This is a genomic window from Methylobacterium sp. PvP105, from assembly GCF_017876975.1.
Classification (GTDB): Bacteria; Pseudomonadota; Alphaproteobacteria; order Rhizobiales; family Beijerinckiaceae; genus Methylobacterium; species Methylobacterium radiotolerans.
Window position 1 is genome coordinate 5,268,397 of sequence record NZ_JAGIPA010000001.1, and the last position, 16,941, is coordinate 5,285,337.

Annotated in this window: 20 protein-coding genes; 2 read left to right on the forward strand and 18 right to left on the reverse strand. The window is 73.2% G+C overall.

Annotated features, from left to right (window positions below; genetic code table 11):
• Positions 1–12 precede the first annotated feature (12 nt).
• From phnN to phnG, 9 genes are read right to left on the reverse strand one after another with little or no spacing between them, the layout of a single operon-like run.
• Complete coding sequence (gene phnN, locus J3A75_RS25650) at positions 13–543, reverse strand: phosphonate metabolism protein/1,5-bisphosphokinase (PRPP-forming) PhnN (protein ID WP_199825804.1); 531 nt, start codon at positions 541–543, stop codon at positions 13–15.
• On the reverse strand, positions 543–1,679 hold the full coding sequence (locus J3A75_RS25655) for an alpha-D-ribose 1-methylphosphonate 5-triphosphate diphosphatase (protein WP_012320782.1): 1,137 nt from the start codon (positions 1,677–1,679) through the stop codon (positions 543–545). Before J3A75_RS25655 ends, phnN begins: the two co-directional genes overlap by 1 nt.
• 11 nt (positions 1,680–1,690) lie before the next feature.
• Positions 1,691–2,398, reverse strand: a complete 708-nt coding sequence (gene phnL, locus J3A75_RS25660; RefSeq protein WP_012320783.1) for a phosphonate C-P lyase system protein PhnL — start codon at positions 2,396–2,398, stop codon at positions 1,691–1,693.
• Positions 2,395–3,168, reverse strand: a complete 774-nt coding sequence (gene phnK / locus J3A75_RS25665) for a phosphonate C-P lyase system protein PhnK (protein ID WP_024829099.1) — start codon at positions 3,166–3,168, stop codon at positions 2,395–2,397. Before phnK ends, phnL begins: the two co-directional genes overlap by 4 nt.
• The gene (locus J3A75_RS25670; RefSeq protein WP_071000028.1) at positions 3,165–3,641 is read right to left on the reverse strand and encodes a GNAT family N-acetyltransferase; all 477 of its coding nucleotides are present in this window, start codon (positions 3,639–3,641) and stop codon (positions 3,165–3,167) included. The genes phnK and J3A75_RS25670 overlap by 4 nt, the downstream gene beginning before the upstream one ends.
• A 20-nt stretch (positions 3,642–3,661) precedes the next feature.
• Positions 3,662–4,549: an alpha-D-ribose 1-methylphosphonate 5-phosphate C-P-lyase PhnJ gene (locus J3A75_RS25675; protein ID WP_012320786.1), complete on the reverse strand. Its 888-nt coding sequence runs from the start codon at positions 4,547–4,549 to the stop codon at positions 3,662–3,664.
• Positions 4,546–5,664, reverse strand: coding sequence for a carbon-phosphorus lyase complex subunit PhnI (locus J3A75_RS25680; RefSeq protein WP_071000029.1), 1,119 nt, complete (start codon positions 5,662–5,664; stop codon positions 4,546–4,548). The genes J3A75_RS25675 and J3A75_RS25680 overlap by 4 nt, the downstream gene beginning before the upstream one ends.
• Positions 5,665–5,667: 3 nt before the next feature.
• The gene (gene phnH / locus J3A75_RS25685; protein WP_029361091.1) at positions 5,668–6,255 is read right to left on the reverse strand and encodes a phosphonate C-P lyase system protein PhnH; all 588 of its coding nucleotides are present in this window, start codon (positions 6,253–6,255) and stop codon (positions 5,668–5,670) included.
• A gap of 2 nt (positions 6,256–6,257) precedes the next feature.
• On the reverse strand, positions 6,258–6,728 hold the full coding sequence (phnG, locus tag J3A75_RS25690) for a phosphonate C-P lyase system protein PhnG (RefSeq protein ID WP_083374389.1): 471 nt from the start codon (positions 6,726–6,728) through the stop codon (positions 6,258–6,260).
• 79 nt (positions 6,729–6,807) lie between these two features.
• On the opposite strand from phnG, the gene phnF reads away from it, so the two are divergent.
• The gene (gene phnF / locus J3A75_RS25695) at positions 6,808–7,551 is read left to right on the forward strand and encodes a phosphonate metabolism transcriptional regulator PhnF (protein WP_012320790.1); all 744 of its coding nucleotides are present in this window, start codon (positions 6,808–6,810) and stop codon (positions 7,549–7,551) included.
• A gap of 283 nt (positions 7,552–7,834) precedes the next feature.
• On the opposite strand, the gene phnE (J3A75_RS25700) is transcribed toward phnF, so the two are convergent.
• The 7 genes from phnE (J3A75_RS25700) to J3A75_RS25730 all read right to left on the reverse strand — a co-directional run bounded on the left by phnE (J3A75_RS25700) (position 7,835) and on the right by J3A75_RS25730 (position 14,094).
• Positions 7,835–8,701 carry a phosphonate ABC transporter, permease protein PhnE gene (gene phnE, locus J3A75_RS25700; RefSeq protein ID WP_012320791.1) on the reverse strand — a complete coding sequence of 289 codons (867 nt, stop codon included), beginning with the start codon at positions 8,699–8,701 and terminating at the stop codon, positions 7,835–7,837.
• Positions 8,698–9,579, reverse strand: a complete 882-nt coding sequence (phnE, locus tag J3A75_RS25705) for a phosphonate ABC transporter, permease protein PhnE (protein ID WP_024829094.1) — start codon at positions 9,577–9,579, stop codon at positions 8,698–8,700. Before phnE (J3A75_RS25705) ends, phnE (J3A75_RS25700) begins: the two co-directional genes overlap by 4 nt.
• 16 nt (positions 9,580–9,595) lie before the next feature.
• Positions 9,596–10,522, reverse strand: coding sequence for a phosphonate ABC transporter substrate-binding protein (phnD, locus tag J3A75_RS25710; RefSeq protein ID WP_012320793.1), 927 nt, complete (start codon positions 10,520–10,522; stop codon positions 9,596–9,598).
• Positions 10,523–10,656: 134 nt separating this feature from the next.
• Positions 10,657–11,505 carry a phosphonate ABC transporter ATP-binding protein gene (gene phnC / locus J3A75_RS25715; RefSeq protein WP_012320794.1) on the reverse strand — a complete coding sequence of 283 codons (849 nt, stop codon included), beginning with the start codon at positions 11,503–11,505 and terminating at the stop codon, positions 10,657–10,659.
• Between the two features lie 115 nt (positions 11,506–11,620).
• Positions 11,621–12,241: a chloramphenicol acetyltransferase gene (locus tag J3A75_RS25720; protein WP_024829092.1), complete on the reverse strand. Its 621-nt coding sequence runs from the start codon at positions 12,239–12,241 to the stop codon at positions 11,621–11,623.
• The gene (locus J3A75_RS25725; RefSeq protein ID WP_071000030.1) at positions 12,234–12,920 is read right to left on the reverse strand and encodes a DUF1045 domain-containing protein; all 687 of its coding nucleotides are present in this window, start codon (positions 12,918–12,920) and stop codon (positions 12,234–12,236) included. Before J3A75_RS25725 ends, J3A75_RS25720 begins: the two co-directional genes overlap by 8 nt.
• A gap of 25 nt (positions 12,921–12,945) precedes the next feature.
• A complete protein-coding gene (locus J3A75_RS25730) occupies positions 12,946–14,094 on the reverse strand; it encodes a ceramide glucosyltransferase (protein WP_071000031.1) in 1,149 nt (382 codons plus the stop codon).
• 222 nt (positions 14,095–14,316) lie between these two features.
• On the opposite strand from J3A75_RS25730, the gene J3A75_RS25735 reads away from it, so the two are divergent.
• Positions 14,317–15,945, forward strand: a complete 1,629-nt coding sequence (locus J3A75_RS25735) for an inorganic phosphate transporter (RefSeq protein WP_012320797.1) — start codon at positions 14,317–14,319, stop codon at positions 15,943–15,945.
• 89 nt (positions 15,946–16,034) lie between these two features.
• Here J3A75_RS25735 and J3A75_RS25740 read toward each other — a convergent pair whose 3' ends face one another.
• Both J3A75_RS25740 and J3A75_RS25745 read right to left on the reverse strand, forming a co-directional pair.
• Positions 16,035–16,286: a hypothetical protein gene (locus tag J3A75_RS25740; protein WP_012320798.1), complete on the reverse strand. Its 252-nt coding sequence runs from the start codon at positions 16,284–16,286 to the stop codon at positions 16,035–16,037.
• Between the two features lie 3 nt (positions 16,287–16,289).
• Positions 16,290–16,697 (reverse strand): MucR family transcriptional regulator, encoded by a 408-nt coding sequence (locus J3A75_RS25745; RefSeq protein WP_024829089.1) that lies wholly within the window; start codon positions 16,695–16,697, stop codon positions 16,290–16,292.
• Positions 16,698–16,941: the final 244 nt, after the last annotated feature.

Here is a 16,941-nt window from a genome sequence, read left to right on the forward strand (position 1 = left end):
GCGCTAGCCCCGTCAGCAGGCGCGCAGATGCGCGACCAGCCGCGCGGCCGCCTCGTCCGCGGCGCCGGTGTTGAGGATCGTCAGGTCCGCGGTGACGCCGCCCTCGCGGGCGAGACGCGCGGCCAGGTCGCCGTCCTGCGCGCGGCCGCGGGCGGCGATGCGCCGCGCCAGGATCGCGGGCGGCGCCGTGATCTCGACGACGCTCACCCGCCGGCCAGACTCCCGCGCGCCCGCGACGACGCGGCGCGAGACGTTGCAGACCACCACGTGGCCTTCCGCGACCCGCCGGCCGACCGCCTCCGGCAGCGCGTAGCCGAGACCGTGGGCGCGCCAGCTCAGGGTGAAGCGCCCGGCCGCGCAGCCCTCGGCGAAGGCGGCCTCGTCGAGCTCGTCGTTGTCCTCGTCGGCCGAGGGCGGCCGGGTGACGAGGCGGCGCGGGAAGACGTAGCGCGGGTCGCCGGCCAGGGTCGCCCGGGCGAGCCGGAGCAGCGTATCCTTGCCGGCCCCGCTCGGGCCGACCACGAGGACGAGGCAGCCCGGCATCAGGCGACGCGCCGCCCGGCGCGCCAGACCTCGCGGACCACCGGAACCCCCTCGGCCCGCTGCACGCGCACGAGATCGGCCCGCAGCCCGGGCGCCAGGGCGCCGCGATCGGTCAGGCCGGTGGCGCGGGCGGGGTTGGCCGTGACGGTGGCGAGCGCCTCGGGCAGCGTGATCGCGGGCGCCTGCTCGGGCAGCAGGAAGGCCGCCATCAGCAGGCTCGCCGGCACGTAGTCCGAGGACAGGATGTCGAGGTGCCCGGCCTCGGCCAGCGCCAGGGCGGCGACGTTGCCGGAATGCGAGCCGCCGCGGATCAGGTTCGGCGCGCCCATCATCACGGTGAGGCCCTGCCGGTGCGCGGCCTCGGCCGCCTCCAGGGTGGTGGGGAACTCGGCCAGCCGCACGCCCTCGCCGACCGCGAGGTCGACGTCGGCCAGGGTCGTGTCGTCGTGGCTCGCGAGCGGGATGCCCATCTCGCGGGCGAACTGGACCAGGGCCGGCCGGTTCTTCGCGTTGAGCGCCCGTCCGTCGCGGACCTTGCGCTCGGTGTTGGCGCGGATCTCCTCCATGGGCCGGCCGCCGCGGGTGGCGTAGGTGTAGTACTTCTCCATGTCGCGGAACTGCCGCTGGCCGGGCGTGTGGTCCATCAGCGAGATCAGCCCCACCGGGTAGCGGGCCGTGAAGGTCGCCACCGTGTCGAGCACGTCGAGGGAGGGCAGCTCGCAGCGCAGGTGCGTGAAGTGCTCGGCCCGGAACAGGTCCCCGGCCCGCGCGGCGGCGATGGCGCCGGCGAGCTGCTCCAGCTCGGAGCCGAGGCCGCTGCCGTCCGGGTCGCTGCCGGCACGCAGCGAATCGAACACGGTGGTGATTCCCGAGGCGGTGATCTGCGCGTCGTAGGCCAGGACGGCGCCGAGGGGGTGCCAGCGCACCTTCGGGCGCGGCGCGAAATGACTCTCCAGATGGTCGGTGTGCAGCTCGATCAGGCCGGGAATCAGGTGGTCGCCGCCGAGGTCGAGGCCGCGCGCGGGCGGGCGCCCCTCGCCGATCTCGGCGATCGCCCCGTCCGACACGGCGAGCCAGCCGCGCTGCACCCGGTCCGGCAGGACCAGGGTCGCGTTCTCGAGGATGAAGTCGTCCATCGTGAAGATCCTCAGGCTGCCCGGGCGCGCGGCGCGAAGCGGGTGACATCGACCACCCGGGTCGCCACAGCGTCGCGCATCTCGCTGTCGTGGAAGATGCCGAGCACGCCGGCCCCCGCCCGGAGCTTCTCGCGGACGAGCTCGGCCACGACGGCGCGGTTCTCCGCGTCCAGGGAGGCGGTGGGCTCGTCGAGGAGCAGGAGCGGCCGGTCGGCGATCAGGCCCCGGGCGATGTTGACCCGCTGCTGCTCGCCGCCCGAGAAGGTCGCGGGCGGCAGGCCCCAGAGCCGCTCGGGCAGGTTGAGCCGGGCGAGCAGGGTCTCGGCCCGCGCGCGCGCCGCCTCCTCGGACAATCCGCCCTCGCGGCCGGCAGCCTCGACGACGTCGAGGGCCGGGACCCGCGGGATCACCCGCAGGAACTGCGACACGTAGGCGATGACCCGCGCCCGCAGCGCCAGGACCGCCCGCGGATCGGCGCGGACGACGTCCACGACCGTCGCGCCATCGCGGACGAGGATCGCGCCGCCGTCGCAGCGGTAATTGCCGTAGGCCATCTTCAGCAGCGAGGATTTCCCCGCGCCGGACGGGCCGCCGAGCACCACGCACTCGCCGGGTTCCACGGACAGGCTCACGCCGCCCACCACCGGCAGCACGACGCCGCCGCGCAGGTGCAGGGTGAAGCTCTTGGCGACGTTCTCGAAGGTCAGGAGCGCGGTCATGCGGCGAGCACCGAGGCGACGAGGAGCTGGGTGTAGGCGTGCTCGGGATCGTCGAGCACCCGGTCGGTGAGGCCGGTCTCGATCACCCGGCCGGCGCGCATGACCATGATCCGGTGCGAGAGGAGCCGCGCCACCGCGAGGTCGTGGGTGACGATGATCACCGCGAGCCCCAGCTCGGCCGAGAGCCGGCGGATCAGGTCGAGGAGCCGCGCCTGGACCGAGACGTCGAGGCCGGAGGTCGGCTCGTCCATCAGCACCAGGCGGGGCCCGGTGACGAGGTTGCGGGCGATCTGCAGGCGCTGGCGCATGCCGCCGGAGAAGCGCGTCGGCGGGTCGTCGATCCGGTCGGCGGCGATCTCGACCCGGCCGAGCCAGTCGAGGGCCTGGGCGCGGATCCGCCCGTAGTGGCGCTCGCCGAGCCCCATCAGACGCTCGCCGACATTGCCGCCGGCCGAGACCGCCATGCGCAGGCCCTGGGCCGCGTCCTGGCGGACGAACCCCCACTCGGTGCGCATCAGCGCCCGGCGCCCGGCCTCGCTCAAGGTGCCGAGGTCGCGCAGCGTACCGTCGCGCGTCCGGTAGGCGACCGTCCCGGAATCGGGCGCCAGCTCGGTGGCGATGAGGGAGAGCAGCGTCGACTTGCCGGACCCGGATTCGCCCACGATCGCCAGCACCTCGCCGGGCACGAGGTCGAACGACACGTCGGCGCAGGCGAGGCGGGCGCCGTAGCGCTTGGTCAGGCCGCGGACCTGCAGCAGGGATTCGCTCATCGGGTCGCCTCCGCGGCGTCGGGCAGGAAGGGGGGATCGAGGCGGAAGCTGTAGCCGTAGCGCTCGAAGCCGAGGCTCTCGTAGAAGGCGTGGGCCGGCTTGGCGTCGACGTTCGACGACAGGGCGAGCTTGTAGCAGCCCCGCGCCTCGGCGAGCCGGGCCGCCGCGCGCATCATCGCCCGGCCGAGACCGCCGCCGCGGTGCCGGGACGCGACCACGACGCTCTCGACGAGGGCCGAGGGCGTGCCCCAGTGGGCGATGTTGTCGAGGATGACGAGGCAGAAGGTGCCGACGACCGCGCCGTCGCGTTCAGCCACGTAGAGCCCGTAATCGGGATAGGCCGTCGTGAGTCGGTCGAGCAGCGCCCCGGCCCGCTCCAGGGTCGTCACCCGCCCGCCGTTCAGCTCGGCGTAGAGGTCGAGGATCGCGGGCAGGTCCGGTTTCCCGGCCCGGCGGACCGTGAATTCGCTCATGCCGCGCCTCACATCGCCACTCATGCCGCGTCCCCCGCGCCGACATGGCCGTCCGCGCGGCGCCCCTCGCAATGGTCGGTGTCCGAGCAGACGAACATTCGCCGGCCCGCATCGTCGAGCAGCACCTCGTCGAGATAGACGCCCTCGGCGCCGCACAGGGCGCAGGGCTGGTCGAAGTGCTGCACCCGGAACGGGTGGTCCTCGAAGTCGAGGCTGCGCACCCGCGTGTGGGGCGGCACCGCGTAGATCCGCCGCTCGCGGCCCGCGCCGAAGAGCTGGAGCGCCGGGCAGTCGTCCATCTTGGGGTTGTCGAATTTCGGCGTCGGCGACGGGTCCATCACGTAGCGGCCCGCCACCTCCACCGGGTACGCGTAGGTGGTGGCGATGTGGCCGTGGCGGCTGATGTCCTCGTAGAGCTTCACGTGCATGGCGCCGTACTCGGCCAGCGCGTGGAGCTGGCGCGTCTCGGTCTCGCGGGGCTCGAGGAAGCGCAGGGGCTCAGGGATCGGCACTTGGTAGACCAGCGTCTGCCCCTCGGTGAGCGGCGTCTCGGGGATGCGGTGGCGGGTCTGGATGACCGTCGCCTCCGCGGTGCGGGTCGTGGTGGCCACCCCGGAGGTCTTGGCGAAGAAGCGGCGGATCGAGACCGCGTTGGTGGTGTCGTCGGCGCCCTGGTCGATGACCTTGAGCACGTCCGAGCGGCCGAGGATCGCGGCCGTGACCTGCACGCCGCCGGTGCCCCAGCCGTACGGCATCGGCATCTCGCGGGAGGCGAAGGGCACCTGATAGCCCGGCACCGCGATGGCCTTGAGGATGGCCCGGCGGATCATCCGCTTCGTGCCCTCGTCGAGATAGGCGAAGTTGTAGCCCGGTTCGCTCTCCGGGCGGTGCGCGATCGCGGCGCTCATTCGGCGGCCTCCTGCATCTCGACGGCGTCGGACGCGCGCTCGAACTCGGCGCGTAGCCGGCGAACAAGTTCCAGCTCGGCCTGGAAATCGACGTAGTGGGGCAGCTTCAGGTGCTCGACGAAGCCGGTCGCCTGGAGACTGTCGCAGTGGGCCAGGACGAATTCCTGGTCCTGGGCCGGGCTCGCCACCGGCTCGCCCAGCTCCTCCGCGCGCAGCGCCCGATCCACGAGCGCCATCGCCATGGCCTTGCGCTCGCTCTGCCCGAAGCTCAGCCCGTAGCCGCGGGTGAATTGCGGCGGCGCCGTCCCCGTGCCCTTGAACTGGTTGACCATCTGGCACTCGGTGAGCCGCACGCGGCCGAGCGGCACCGCGAAGCCCAGCTCCTCGGGCACGAACTCGACCGCGACCTCGCCGACCCGGATCTCGCCGACGAACGGGTGGGTGCGGCCGTAGCCGCGCTGCGTCGAGTAGGCGAGGCCGAGCACGAAGCCCTCGTCGCCCCGGGCGAGCGCCTGGAGGCGCAGGGCCCGGTCGGCGGGATAATCCACCGGCTCGCGGGTGAGGTCGCCCGCGGGGGCGCCGTCCTCCGGGGGCGAGGGCTCGATCAGGCCGTCCCGGGCCAGCAGGTCGGTGACCCGCGGGCAGGTGCCGGCATCGGGGCGCGGCTCGGCCTCGGCGGCGGGCTCGGACGCGGTCTCGGACGCGGTCTCGGCGGCGAGCGCGAAGTCGACCAGCCGGTGGGTGTAGTCGAAGGTCGGCCCGAGCACCTGCCCGCCCGGAAGGTCCTTGAAGGTCGCGGAGATCCGGCGCTCGACCGCCATGGCCCCGGTGTCGACCGGCGCGGAGGCGCCGAAGCGCGGCAGCGTCGTCCGGTAGGCGCGGACGAGGAACACCGCCTCGACCATGTCGCCCCGCGCCTGCTTCAGCGCCAGCGCCGCGAGGTCCGGATCGTAGAGCGAGCCCTCGGTCATGACCCGGTCGACGAGCAGCGCCATCTGCTCCCGGATCTGCGCCACGGAGAGTTCGGGCAATGCGGGGTCGCCCCGGCGCGTCTCGGCGAGGAGCCGGTGGGCGTTGTCGATGGCGGCCTCGCCGCCCTTCACGGCCACGTACATGGGTCAGGCCTCTGTGACCGTCGTGGAGCGCGGGAGACCGGCCACGCGGCCGGGCGCCGTCAGGATCAGGTCGACGCCGAGGGGGAAGGCCGCCCGGTTCTCGGCGAGTTGCGCCGCGAAGCCGTCCGGCAGCGGCGCCGGCGCGATCCGGGCGGTGCCCCGGATGCCGGGACCGGACAGGTGCAGCCCCTCCCCCTCGGCGACCGCGTCGAGGGCGAGCACCAGCGTCGTGGCGGTGTCGGGATAGGCCGGCGTGCCGGGGGCGAACCGGCTCAGCGGCGGGCACCGCGCGGGCTCGCGGACCAGCGCGAAGGCGGCCGCGGCCGGGTCGCCGGTGAGCGGCGCGCCGGTGTGGAAGCGCAGGAATTCCGCGACCTCCGGCGCCGCGGCGAGGACCGGATCGAGCCAGACCGGCGTGTCGGCGTCGGTGAGCGTCAGCGCGACGGCGGCCAGTTCCGGCGTCAGCGGCGCGGGCGGCGCGAGGTCGGCGACGAGCGCCCGGACGCGTCCGGGACGGGCGAGCGCGTCCATGACGGCGCGGAAGGTGCCCTGCGCGTCGTGGACCGGATCGGCGAAGCCGGGGGCGAGCATGCTCAATCCTCTCCGCGGGCGAGGGTCAGGAAATCGACGCGGGTGGCGGCCGTGCGCCGGGCCGCCCGCGCTCGGGACTCCGCGAGCCGCCGGGCGGCGGGCTCCAGGGCGGCCTCGACCCGGGCGCGCCGGCCCGGATCCTGCCAGAGGGCGTCGAGGATCGCGGCGAGCCGCGCCTTCGTGCGGTCGCGTCCGAGATGGTAGGCGAAGCCGGCCGGGCCGTCCGCGAGGCGGATGGCGGCCCGGGTCACGCTGACCTCGCCGAGGTTGAACGGCCGCCCGTCGCCGCCGATCCGGCCCGAAGCCATCACGAGGCCTGTCTCCGGCACGCGCAGATCCGCGGCCGCGGGCGCATCCAGGCCCGACAGGGCCGCCTCCAGATCCGCGCGGCTCGCCTCGGCGCAGAGGGCCATGACCGTCTGGCGCGCCGCGGTCTCGCCCTCGGATCCGGCCTGTCTCGGGGTCGTCGTCATCGCGAATCCCTTCGTCGCTCGGTTGTATAGGTGTATAGACAACTGGCGTGCGCCGCACAAATGAAGTTTGGATGACAGCATGGATGCGCAGGAGCAGGCGGCCGGCCTCGTCCGGGGCGAGGGGCTGACGGCGTGGCGGCAGATCGCCGACGCGCTGACGGCCGAGATCGCGGCGGGGCGCTACGCGCCGGGGCAGCAACTGCCCGCCGAGGCCGCCCTGGCGGCGCGGTTCGCGGTGAACCGGCACACGGTGCGGCGCGCCCTCGCGGCGCTCGCGGAGGGCGGCCTCGTGCGCGCCAGCCAGGGTCGGGGCACCTTCGTGGAGGAGGCGCCCCTCGCCTACCCGATCGGGCCGCGGACACGCTTCTCCGAGATCGTCGCCGGGGCCGGGCGCGAGGCCTGGGGCGACCTCGTCGCCTCGGCCACGGTCCCGGCCGGGCCCGAGCAGGCGGCCTCCCTGGCCCTCGCCCCCGGCGCGCCGATCCTGGAGCTGCTGACCGTCCACCGGGCGGACAGCGCCCCGCTCTCGACGGCGCTGACCTGGCTGCCGCTGCCGCGCTTCGCGGGCTTCGCCGAGGCCTACGCCGAGCGGGGCTCGATCACCCGGGCTTTCGCGACCTGCGGCGTCCACGACTACACCCGGCTCTCGACGCGGATCCGGGCCCGTCCCGCGGATTCCGCGGAGGCGCAGCGCCTCGACATCGCGCCGGGGCGGGTCGTGCTGGTGGTGTCGAGCGTCAACATCGATCCCGCCGGCGTGCCGATCCAGGCGAACCGCACCCTGTTCGCGGCCGACCGGGTGGAGCTGGTGATCGGGGGGTGATGCGGTGTCCGCGCGACGGCCTCGGCACAGCGTCCTCGCGAGCGGAGCGAAGCGATGACGACGAGGGTCCGTCACCCGAGCGCGCGAACCGGACGCCGTACGATACGAGCCGTCCGGGCCATCCTGTCATCCCGAGGTGCCGGAGCGCAGCGGAGGCCTCGAAGGAGGGCTCCAGCTGGCGCGCGGTGGCTCGAGCCCTCCTTCGAGGCGGCCGCGCCGCACCTCAGGCCGCACCTCAGGATGAGGGGGTGGATGGGACGGACCGCCCGCTGCGCGGCCTCCTTCAGCGCGCCGCCGGCCCGATGATCGCCCGGCGCAGACGGGTCGAGATCCAGTCGATCGCCGCCACGGTCACGAGGATCATCAGCACCAGGAAGGCGACCTGCTGCAGCTCCAGCACGCGGATCAGCTCGGTGAGGTACTGGCCGATGCCGCCCGCGCCGACGATGCCGATGATCGTCGCCGAGCGGGTGTTCGACTCGAAGAAGTACAGGACCTGGCTCGCCAGCACCGGCAGCACCCCGGGGATCAGCCCGAAGCGGATGCGGTGGAGCGCCGAGCCGCCCGAGGCGACGACGCCCTCGCCGGCGCGTCGGTCGCAGGTCTCGATCGCCTCGGAGAACAGCTTGCCGAGCGCCCCGAAATCCGAGCACGCGATCGCGAGCGCCCCCGCGAACGGGCCGAGGCCGACGACGTTGATCCAGATCAGCGCCCAGATCAGGACGTCGACCGAGCGCATCACGTCGAGGCCGCGGCGGACCGCGAACCGCGCGAACGGGTTGGGCACGACGTTCCGCGCCGCCAGGAACGCCACCGGGAAGGCGAGGATCGCCGCCGTCAGCGTGCCCAGGAAGGCGATGCCGAGGGTCTCGCCCAGCGCGTGCAGGAAGGTCCAGAACTGGCCCTCCGGCGACGGCGGCAGCATCAGCACCGCGAAGGTGCCGAGCCGCCCGAGACCGTGGAGGATCCGCGCCACCGAGAAGTCGAGGCGCCAGGCGCCGAGCGCCGCGAGCCCCACCAGGACGACGAGCAGGGCGGCGAGCCGCGCCCGCCCCGGCCAGTCGGTGCGGAACTGCGCGGGGTAGCGCGCGCGCAGGCGGGCGAGGTCGGCCCGGGCCGCCGCCCGCAGGGCCTCGGGACGCGCGCTCATCGGGCCTGCTCCGCGCCGATCAGGCGGTGGCGGACCCGCTCGGTGACGAGGTCGATGCAGAAGACGGTCAGGATGATCAGCACGAGGATCGCGCTCACGTCAGCGTAGTAGAAGTTGCGGATCGCCACGAGGAATTCCTGGCCGATGCCGCCGGCGCCGACGAAGCCCATCACCCCGGCCCCGCGCACGTTGATCTCGAAGCGCAGCAGCGCGTAGGAGGCGAAGTTCGACAGGACCTGCGGCAGCACCGCGAAGCGCACCGTCTGGACCCAGGTCGCGCCCGAGGCCGACAGGCCCTCGACGGGGCGCATGTCGATGTTCTCGACCACCTCGGAGAACAGCTTGCCCAGCGCCCCCGTGGTGTGGATCGCGATGGCGAGCACGCCCACCATCGGGCCGAGGCCGAAGGCGATCACGAAGATCAGCGCGAACACCACCTCGGGGACGGTGCGGCACAGTTCCAGGAGGCGCTTGGCGCCGACGCGCAGCGCGCGCGACCGCACGAGGTTGGCGGCGGCCACGAAGCTGAGGGCGAAGCCCCCGAGCCCCCCGAGCAGCGTCCCGAGATAGGCCATGAGCAGGGTCTCGCCCAGCAGGCCCAGCCATTTGGGCAGGCCCCAGTACCAGGCGCGGACGTCCTCCAGCGGGTGATCGAGGCCGATCGGCGGCAGGATCTGCTGGATGTAGGCGGTGAACTTGCCGATGTTCTCGGCGAGGACCAGCGGCCGCACCTCGGCGATCAGCCCGGCGACCACGGCGAGCGCCGCCACCAGGGCGAAGCCCGCCAGCGTGCGGCGGCGGGCTTCCCCGGTCGCCGCCGCGTAGAGGCCGGAGAGGGCGGCTGCCCGCTCCGGCGACAGGGGTGTCAGACCGCGCAAGGCGGGCGGCTCCGGATCAGGACTTCCGGCGCTGCTCGTCGTTGAAGCGCAGCATGTCGATGATCGGCTGGTAATCCTTGAGGGTCACCGGCGTGAGATCCTGGTCCTTGCCGTCGGAGAGCCGGTCGAACGCGGCCTTGTCGGCCTTCGGCAGGGCCACGAAGGCGTCGCGGATCTTGGCCTTCAGGTCGTCCGGCAGGCTCGCCAGCACGGCGAATGGCCCCTCCGGCAGGAAGTCGGACTTGAACACGACGCGGAAGTCCGACTGCTGCATCGGAGTGCCGTCGGGCTTCTTGAGCATGCCCTTGGCGGCCATGCGGGTGACCATCGTGTCGGTCTCGGAATTCCACAGGTTGGCGGCGGCGTCGGCGGTGCCCTGGGTGAGCGCCAGCACGGCGTTCTCGTGGCTGCCGGCGTAGAAGGTCTTGCCGAAGAACTTCTCCACGTCGTAGCCGGCCCGCTTCAGGAAGAAGCGCGGCGCCTGGTTGCCCGAGGTCGAGTTCGGATCGACCAGTGCGAGGTTCTTGCCCTTCAGATCCTCGACGGTCTTGTAGGGGCTGGAGGCCAGCACGTAGACCACCGAATAGTAGCCCGAGGCGCCGGTCTCGTGCTTCTGGTTGACGATCGGCTCGATCTTCACGCCGGTCATCACGGCCCGCGCGAAGGAGGCCGGCCCGTACCACGCGATCTGGATGTTGCCGGCCCGCTGGCCCTCGATCACGGCGGCGTAGTCGCTCGCCACCCGCAGCTTCACCGGCACGCCGAGCGTCTTGGTCAGGTAGGCGGTGAGCGGCGCCCACCGGTCGGCGGTGCCCGAGGCGTTCTCCGCCGGGATCACGCCGAGCGTCAGCTCCGGATACTGGGCCTTCCAGTCCTGGGCGGCGGCCGGCAGGCCGAGGAGGGCGAGGGCCGCGGCGGCAGCGAGGGTGCGTCGGGTGATCATCGGGTCGTCCTTCGTGGCGGCGTCGGCGAGGTTCGGCCGGCCAAGGGCCGGTCGGGCGTTTCCAGAGCGGTGCTCGTTGGCAGTGCTCGTTGGCAGTGCTCGTTGGCGGTGTTCGTTGGGGCCCGGGGCCCGGATCAGGCGCCGAGGGCGGCCTCGCGGACCGGCCGGGCCGGCACGAGACCGGGCCGGCCCGGCATCGCGGCCCGCTGCTCCGCCTCCCGCTGCGCGGAATCGTCCAGCACCTCGCCGGCCTCCAGGCCGTAGAGCCGGCGTGCCACGTCCTCGGTCAGGTCGAAGGGGCCGCCCTCGAACACGACCCGCCCGGCCGCGAGGCCGACGAGGCGGTCGCAGTAGGCGCGGGCGAGGTCGAGGGAGTGCAGGTTGCACAGCACGGTGATGCCGTAGCGCCGGTTCACCTCGGCCAGCGCGTCCATCACCAGGCGGGTGTTGCGCGGGTCGAGGGAGGCGACCGGCTCGTCGGCGAGCAGGATCTCGGGCTCCTGCACGAGGGCGCGGGCGATGGCGACCCGCTGCTGCTGCCCGCCCGACAGGCCGTCGGCCCGCTGGCCGGCGAACTCGCCCATGTCGAAGCTCTCCAGGGCGGCGAGGGCCATGGCCCGGTCCTCGGCGGACCATTGCCGGAGCAGGGAGCGATAGGTCGGCACGTGGCTGAGGCGCCCCATCAGCACGTTCGTCATCACGTCGAGGCGGCCGACGAGGTTGAACTGCTGGAAGATCATGGCGCAGCGGGTGCGCCATTCCCGCAGGGGACGGCCGCGCAGGGTCGTCACCTCGCGGCCCTCGTGGAGGATGCGCCCCGAACTCGGGTCCGCCAGCCGATTGATGAGGCGCAGGAGCGTCGACTTGCCGGCGCCCGACCGGCCGATCACCCCGACGAAGCTGCCGGGCTCGATCCGGAGCGACACGCCGTCGACGGCGCGCCGGTCGCCGTACTGGCGCGTGAGATCCTCGATAACCAGCATGCAACCATCCGCCGCGGAGTGGCCGCACGTAAACGCCGGTTTCACGACGATTGGATGACGTATTCGGAACGATTATATTTGCCGGCGCAACATCTCGGTTATTTCGATAGCCGACTTAATCTTCGCAGCGCTCCAGGAACGCCTCGATCGGCAGGCCGCGGAAATCCGGCAGCGCCCGGCGCAGGCGCTCGTGGTCCCAGTCCCACCAGGCGAGGCGCATCAGGCGGGCGGCGATCGCCTCGGGGAAGCGGCGCCGGACCGGCCGGGCGGGATTGCCGACGACGATCGTGTAGGGCTCGACGTCGCGGGTGACGATGGCGCCCGCTCCCACCACCGCGCCGGTGCCGATCGTGCGCCCCGGCAGGACGACCGCGCCGTGGCCGATCCAGACATCGTGGCCGATCGCCACCGGGCTCGCCCGGCGCCGGTCGAAGAAGGCGGGCTCGTCCGATTCGTCCGGCCAGTAGGCCCGCGCCCGGTAGGTGAAGTGCGCCTGGGAGGCGCGCTCCATCGGGTGATTGCCGGGATTGATCCGCACGCTGGCGGCGATCGAGCAGAACTTGCCGATCGCGGTGTAGATCACCTCGCCGTCCTCACCGATGTAGGAATAGTCGTCGAGGATTGTCTCGGTGAGCCGGGTGCGGGCGCCGACCTCGGTGTAGCGGCCGAGGCGGCTGTCGACGACCCGGGCGCTCGGATCGAGCGCGGGTTCGAGGCCGAGGGGGCGGTCAACCACGGGCTTCTCCGAAGGGCAGGCGCGCCAGGAGCCGGAACGGCTCCGACCCGTCCTGGATCAGGAGGCTGACGGCGTCGATCCGCAGGGGCTCCGGCCCCGCGGCGCCGTAGGCTTCGGACAGGCGCCGGTGCCAGGAATCGCGATCCGCCTCCGGCAGGGCGTCGGTCAGGGTCATGTGGAAGCGGAAGGCCTCGAACACGTACGGGTAGCCCCAGCGCGCGAGGAGCGCGCGGCCGCGCGCGTCGAGGCGCTCCGGGCGGCGCTTGGCGCGCTCGGCCTCCGTGAGCGGCGCCCGGAACGGGTCCAGGGCGGCGACGCATTCGGCCGCCAGCAGCCCCAGCTCCGGCGGCGGGGCCTCCGGCACCAGGGCGAGGAACGGTCCGAGGGCGGCGACCCGGAGCGGGCCCACCGCCACCGGCGGGTGCGCGGCCGCGAGGTCGCGGGCGGCGGCGACGAGGTCGGCCTCCGCGGCGCACGGGGCGAGGCGCAGCGGCGCCTTGAGGGTGGCGTGGAACCCGTAGACCCGCGCGCCCGCCGTGACCGCCGCGAGATCACCGAGCCCCTCCGGGTGCGCGACCGGCAGCCCGGAGACGTTGTCGGTGCCGAGGACCGCGCGCCCGAAGGCTTCGAGGCGGGATCCCGGGGTGGGCAGCCAGTAGAGGGCGTAGCGGCGCGACACGTCAGGGCCTCCGATCGCCGGGCGGTCAGGCCGTCGGCGCGTAGGAGCGCGCGCCGGCGGCCCGCCGGGGGCGCACGTCCATGGCGTTGCCCCGCCACACGATGGCGCTCCGCATCCAGGCGCCGAGCCAGATCGCCGGGATCAGGGCGTCGCGCGCCAGGAAGGCCGCCAGCGTGCGGGGCGAACGGTGCCAACCCGCGCGGACCGCGAGCCGGTGCTCGGCGGCATAGCACAGGGCGGCGAGGCCGGCAGCGCCGGCGAGGCCCGCGAGGCTGCCGGCCCAGAGGGCGACGAGGAGCGCCGGCAGCAGGACGCCGCTGCCGATCTCGGGGGCGAAGAACAGCGGGAAGGTCACGCGGCGCAGGCGCGCCCAGCGCAGCTGCCGCGCCCAGACCTCCCGGAAGCCGCGCGGGCCGAGCGGCTGCTCGAACGGGCTCGCCACGAGGTGGACGCGCTTGCCGGCGGCGCGCACGAGCTTGGTGGCGGCCGCGTCCTCCGCGATCTCGGCGGCGAGCGCCTGGAGCCCGCCCTGCGCCTCCAGGAAGGGCTTGTGCCAGAGCATGCTCTTGCCCTGCGCGAAGCCCAGGCCGAAGGCCTCGGCGGCGTATTGCCAGCGCGCCTGGAGGGTGTTCAGGAAGGCGCACTCCACCTCCGCCATGAAGCTGCCCGGGCGGGCGCCGGCCGGGGTGGAGCAGACGAGGCCGGTATCGTCGCGCCACGCCGCCTGGAGCCGCTGGAGGTAGTCCGGCGGCATGGCCACGTTGGAATCGGCGAGCACCACCCAGTCGTGGGCGGCGGCGCGCCAGCCGCGCAGGCAGTTGTTGAGCTTCGGGTTCGCGCTGACGCGCTCGTCGCCGCTGATCAGGCGGGCCGGCACCTGCGGGTGGGCCTCGATCAGGCGCTCCACCATCGGCACGATCGGGTCGGCCGGGTCGGCCACGCAGAAGATCAGCTCGTAGGCCGGGTAGTCGAGGCGGAAGCTGCGGACGAGCATCTCCTCGCTGTACGCCTCGACCCCGCGCAGCGGCCGGACCAGGGAGACGGGCGCGCCGGCGGGGAATTGCGACGGGCCGTGGTTCCGGCCGAGGCGCCGGGCCGCGACGGCGATGCTGCCGGCCTGGACGAGGGCCAGGAGCGCGCCGAGGGACAGGGCCGGCACCGTGGCGTCAATCATGCGGATCCCTCGTGCGATCGGGCGAGCGGTCCGGTCCGCTAGCGGCTCGACCGCGTCAGGCGTGTGACAGCGCCGCCCGGCGCTCCCGGTCCCGGTCACCGACGCGGCGCGTCGCGTCGCGGGCCGTCACGGGCCGTCACGGGCCTGCCGTCGCCCGTCACCCAACCGTCACCGCTCCATCTTAATCCCGGCTCACCACCACGTAGAATTCCGCGAGGGTTCATGTCCGATTCCGCCGTGATGCCGTCGGGGGCGGTGGGAGGCCGGCGGGCGGGCGGTCCGCGCCTCGACCACGGGACGCATCTCGGCGGGGTGGTCGCGTTCCTCCTCGTCCTGGTGGCGGGCCTCGGCTACGCGGTGGTGAGCCTCGTCGCCGACATGAACGCGGTCGGCGAGGCGCCCCTGGCCTACGGCGCCTTCGCGCTGCTCGGCCTCGCCCTGCTGATCGCCCTCGCCTTCGAGTTCGTGAACGGCTTCCACGACACCGCCAACGCGGTCGCCACGGTGATCTACACCCACTCGATGCCGCCGCTCGTCGCGGTGATCTGGTCGGGTGCCTTCAACTTCCTGGGCGTGATGCTGTCCTCGGGCGCGGTGGCCTACGCGATCGTGACGCTGCTGCCCGTCGAGCTGATCCTCAACGTCGGCTCGCACGCGGGCTACGCGATGATCTTCGCGCTCCTGCTGGCGGCCATCATCTGGAACCTCGGGACCTGGGCCTTCGGGCTGCCGAACTCGTCGTCCCACGCGCTGATCGGCTCGGTGCTCGGCGTCGGCCTCGCCAACCAGCTGATGAACGGCGGCGACGGTACCGCGGGCGTCGACTGGACCCAGGCGCTCAACGTCTTCAAGGCGCTGCTGTTCTCGCCGGTCTGCGGCTTCGTGCTCGCGGCGCTGCTGCTGCTCGCCCTGAAATTCACGGTGCGCCGCAGGGACCTCTACGAGGCGCCCGAGGGCGACGCGCCCCCGCCCCTGTGGATCCGCGGCCTGCTGATCCTCACCTGCACGCTGGTCTCGTTCTTCCACGGCGGCAATGACGGGCAGAAGGGCATGGGCCTGATCATGCTGATCCTGATCGGCGCCGCCCCCACCGCCTACGCGCTCAACCGCACCATGGCGGACGACACGACGCCCGCCTTCGTGCAGGCCTCGACGGCGGCGAGCGCGGTGTTCTCCGCCCGCGCCCCCGGCGCGGCGGTTCCGGACGCCGCCGCCGCGCGCCGGACGGTGACGGAGGCGCTCAAGACCAAGGCGCTGAACACGCCGCCCGTCTACGCGGCCCTGGCGGCGCTCTCCGACGACATCGCCGCCAGCGTCAAGAATTACGGGGCGATCCGGACGGTGCCGGCCGCCCAGACCCAGAACCTGCGCAGCGACATGTATCTCGCCGCCGACGCGGTGCGCGTGCTGCCGAGCGCCGGGGCCGACTTCTCGGAGACCGACAAGGCGGACCTGAAACGCTACGCGGGCCTGCTGAACGACGGCACGCGCTACATCCCGGGCTGGGTGAAGGTCTGCGTCGCCCTGGCGCTGGGTCTCGGCACCATGGTCGGATGGAAGCGCATCGTCGTCACGGTGGGCGAGAAGATCGGCAAGACCCACCTGACCTACGCGCAGGGCGCCTCGGCCGAGATCGTCGCCGCCGGCACGATCGGGCTGGCCGAACTCTACGGCCTGCCGGTCTCGACGACCCACATCCTGTCCTCCGGCGTCGCCGGCACCATGGCGGCCAACGGCTCGGGACTCCAGATGTCCACGGTGCGCAACATGGCGCTCGCCTGGGTCCTGACCCTGCCGGCGGCCATCACCCTCGCGGCCGTGCTGTTCTTCATCCTGCGCCACGTGTTCTGACGCGGGCTCGGCCCGGGCGGGCCGGAGACCGCGGTCCGCCTCCGACGAGGCGGCCCGGTCTCCGGCTTCCTGCAGCGCCCCCCGACGCTTCAGGAACTCGCCATCGCCCGCACGAAGGCCAGGCAGGTCCGGCGCGCCGCCGGACTGTCGATCGTCACGAACGCCGACACGAGGTCGGCCGCCTGGGTCATGGCCGCGTCGGGCCGGTCGGCATCCGGGTAGAAGCTCGCCACCGGCACGTCGAGGATGCCGGCGATGCGGCTCAGGGCGTCGCTGGCGCGCGCCGTCTCCGGGGACGGCGTGCGGGTTCGGGCCGGATCCGCGGAAGCGTCGGGCGCCATCGCTCAGGCCGCCTTGTGGCCGAGCTGGATCGCCCGGGCGATCTCCGAGCGCCGCGCGGCGTAGCCCGGTGCCACCATCGGGTAGTCGGCCGGCAGGCCGTACTTCGCCCGGTAGCGCTCGGGGGTGAGGCCGTGCGCGGTGAGGTGGCGCTTCAGGGTCTGGTAGGACCGGCCGTCGATGAAGCTGATCAGGCCCGTGTCTTGGATCGACGCTTCGACCTGCGGCTGGCTCAGCCCGACCCCGCCGAAATCGGACGGCGCGCGGCGGAGCACCGCGATCGCCGCGTGCACTTGGTCGATCAGCGCCGGCAGGGCCGTGACCTCGATCGCGTTGCGCGAGACGTAGGCCGCGACGATCGCGCCGACCTTCTCCAGCATGAAAGTTGAACGGTGGTCGGTAAGGTGGTCCATCTGAGACATCGCTGTTCGAGGGCGTCCCACCATTCGGGCCTCGTCCCCGAGCGGCCGGCTCGCACCGGGTGTCGCGCGGAGGAAGGCTGAGCAACGGTTCAGCCGGCGGGACATTTCTACCTCAAGTTGATTTCTCTCCGTTTCTTGAGGCTGCAGATAATATACAATATGAGCGGACGGCGGTTTGTCCGACGGCGCGAGGTTTTTTGCTCCACCGCGCAACGGACGGCATTCCGGCCATGGT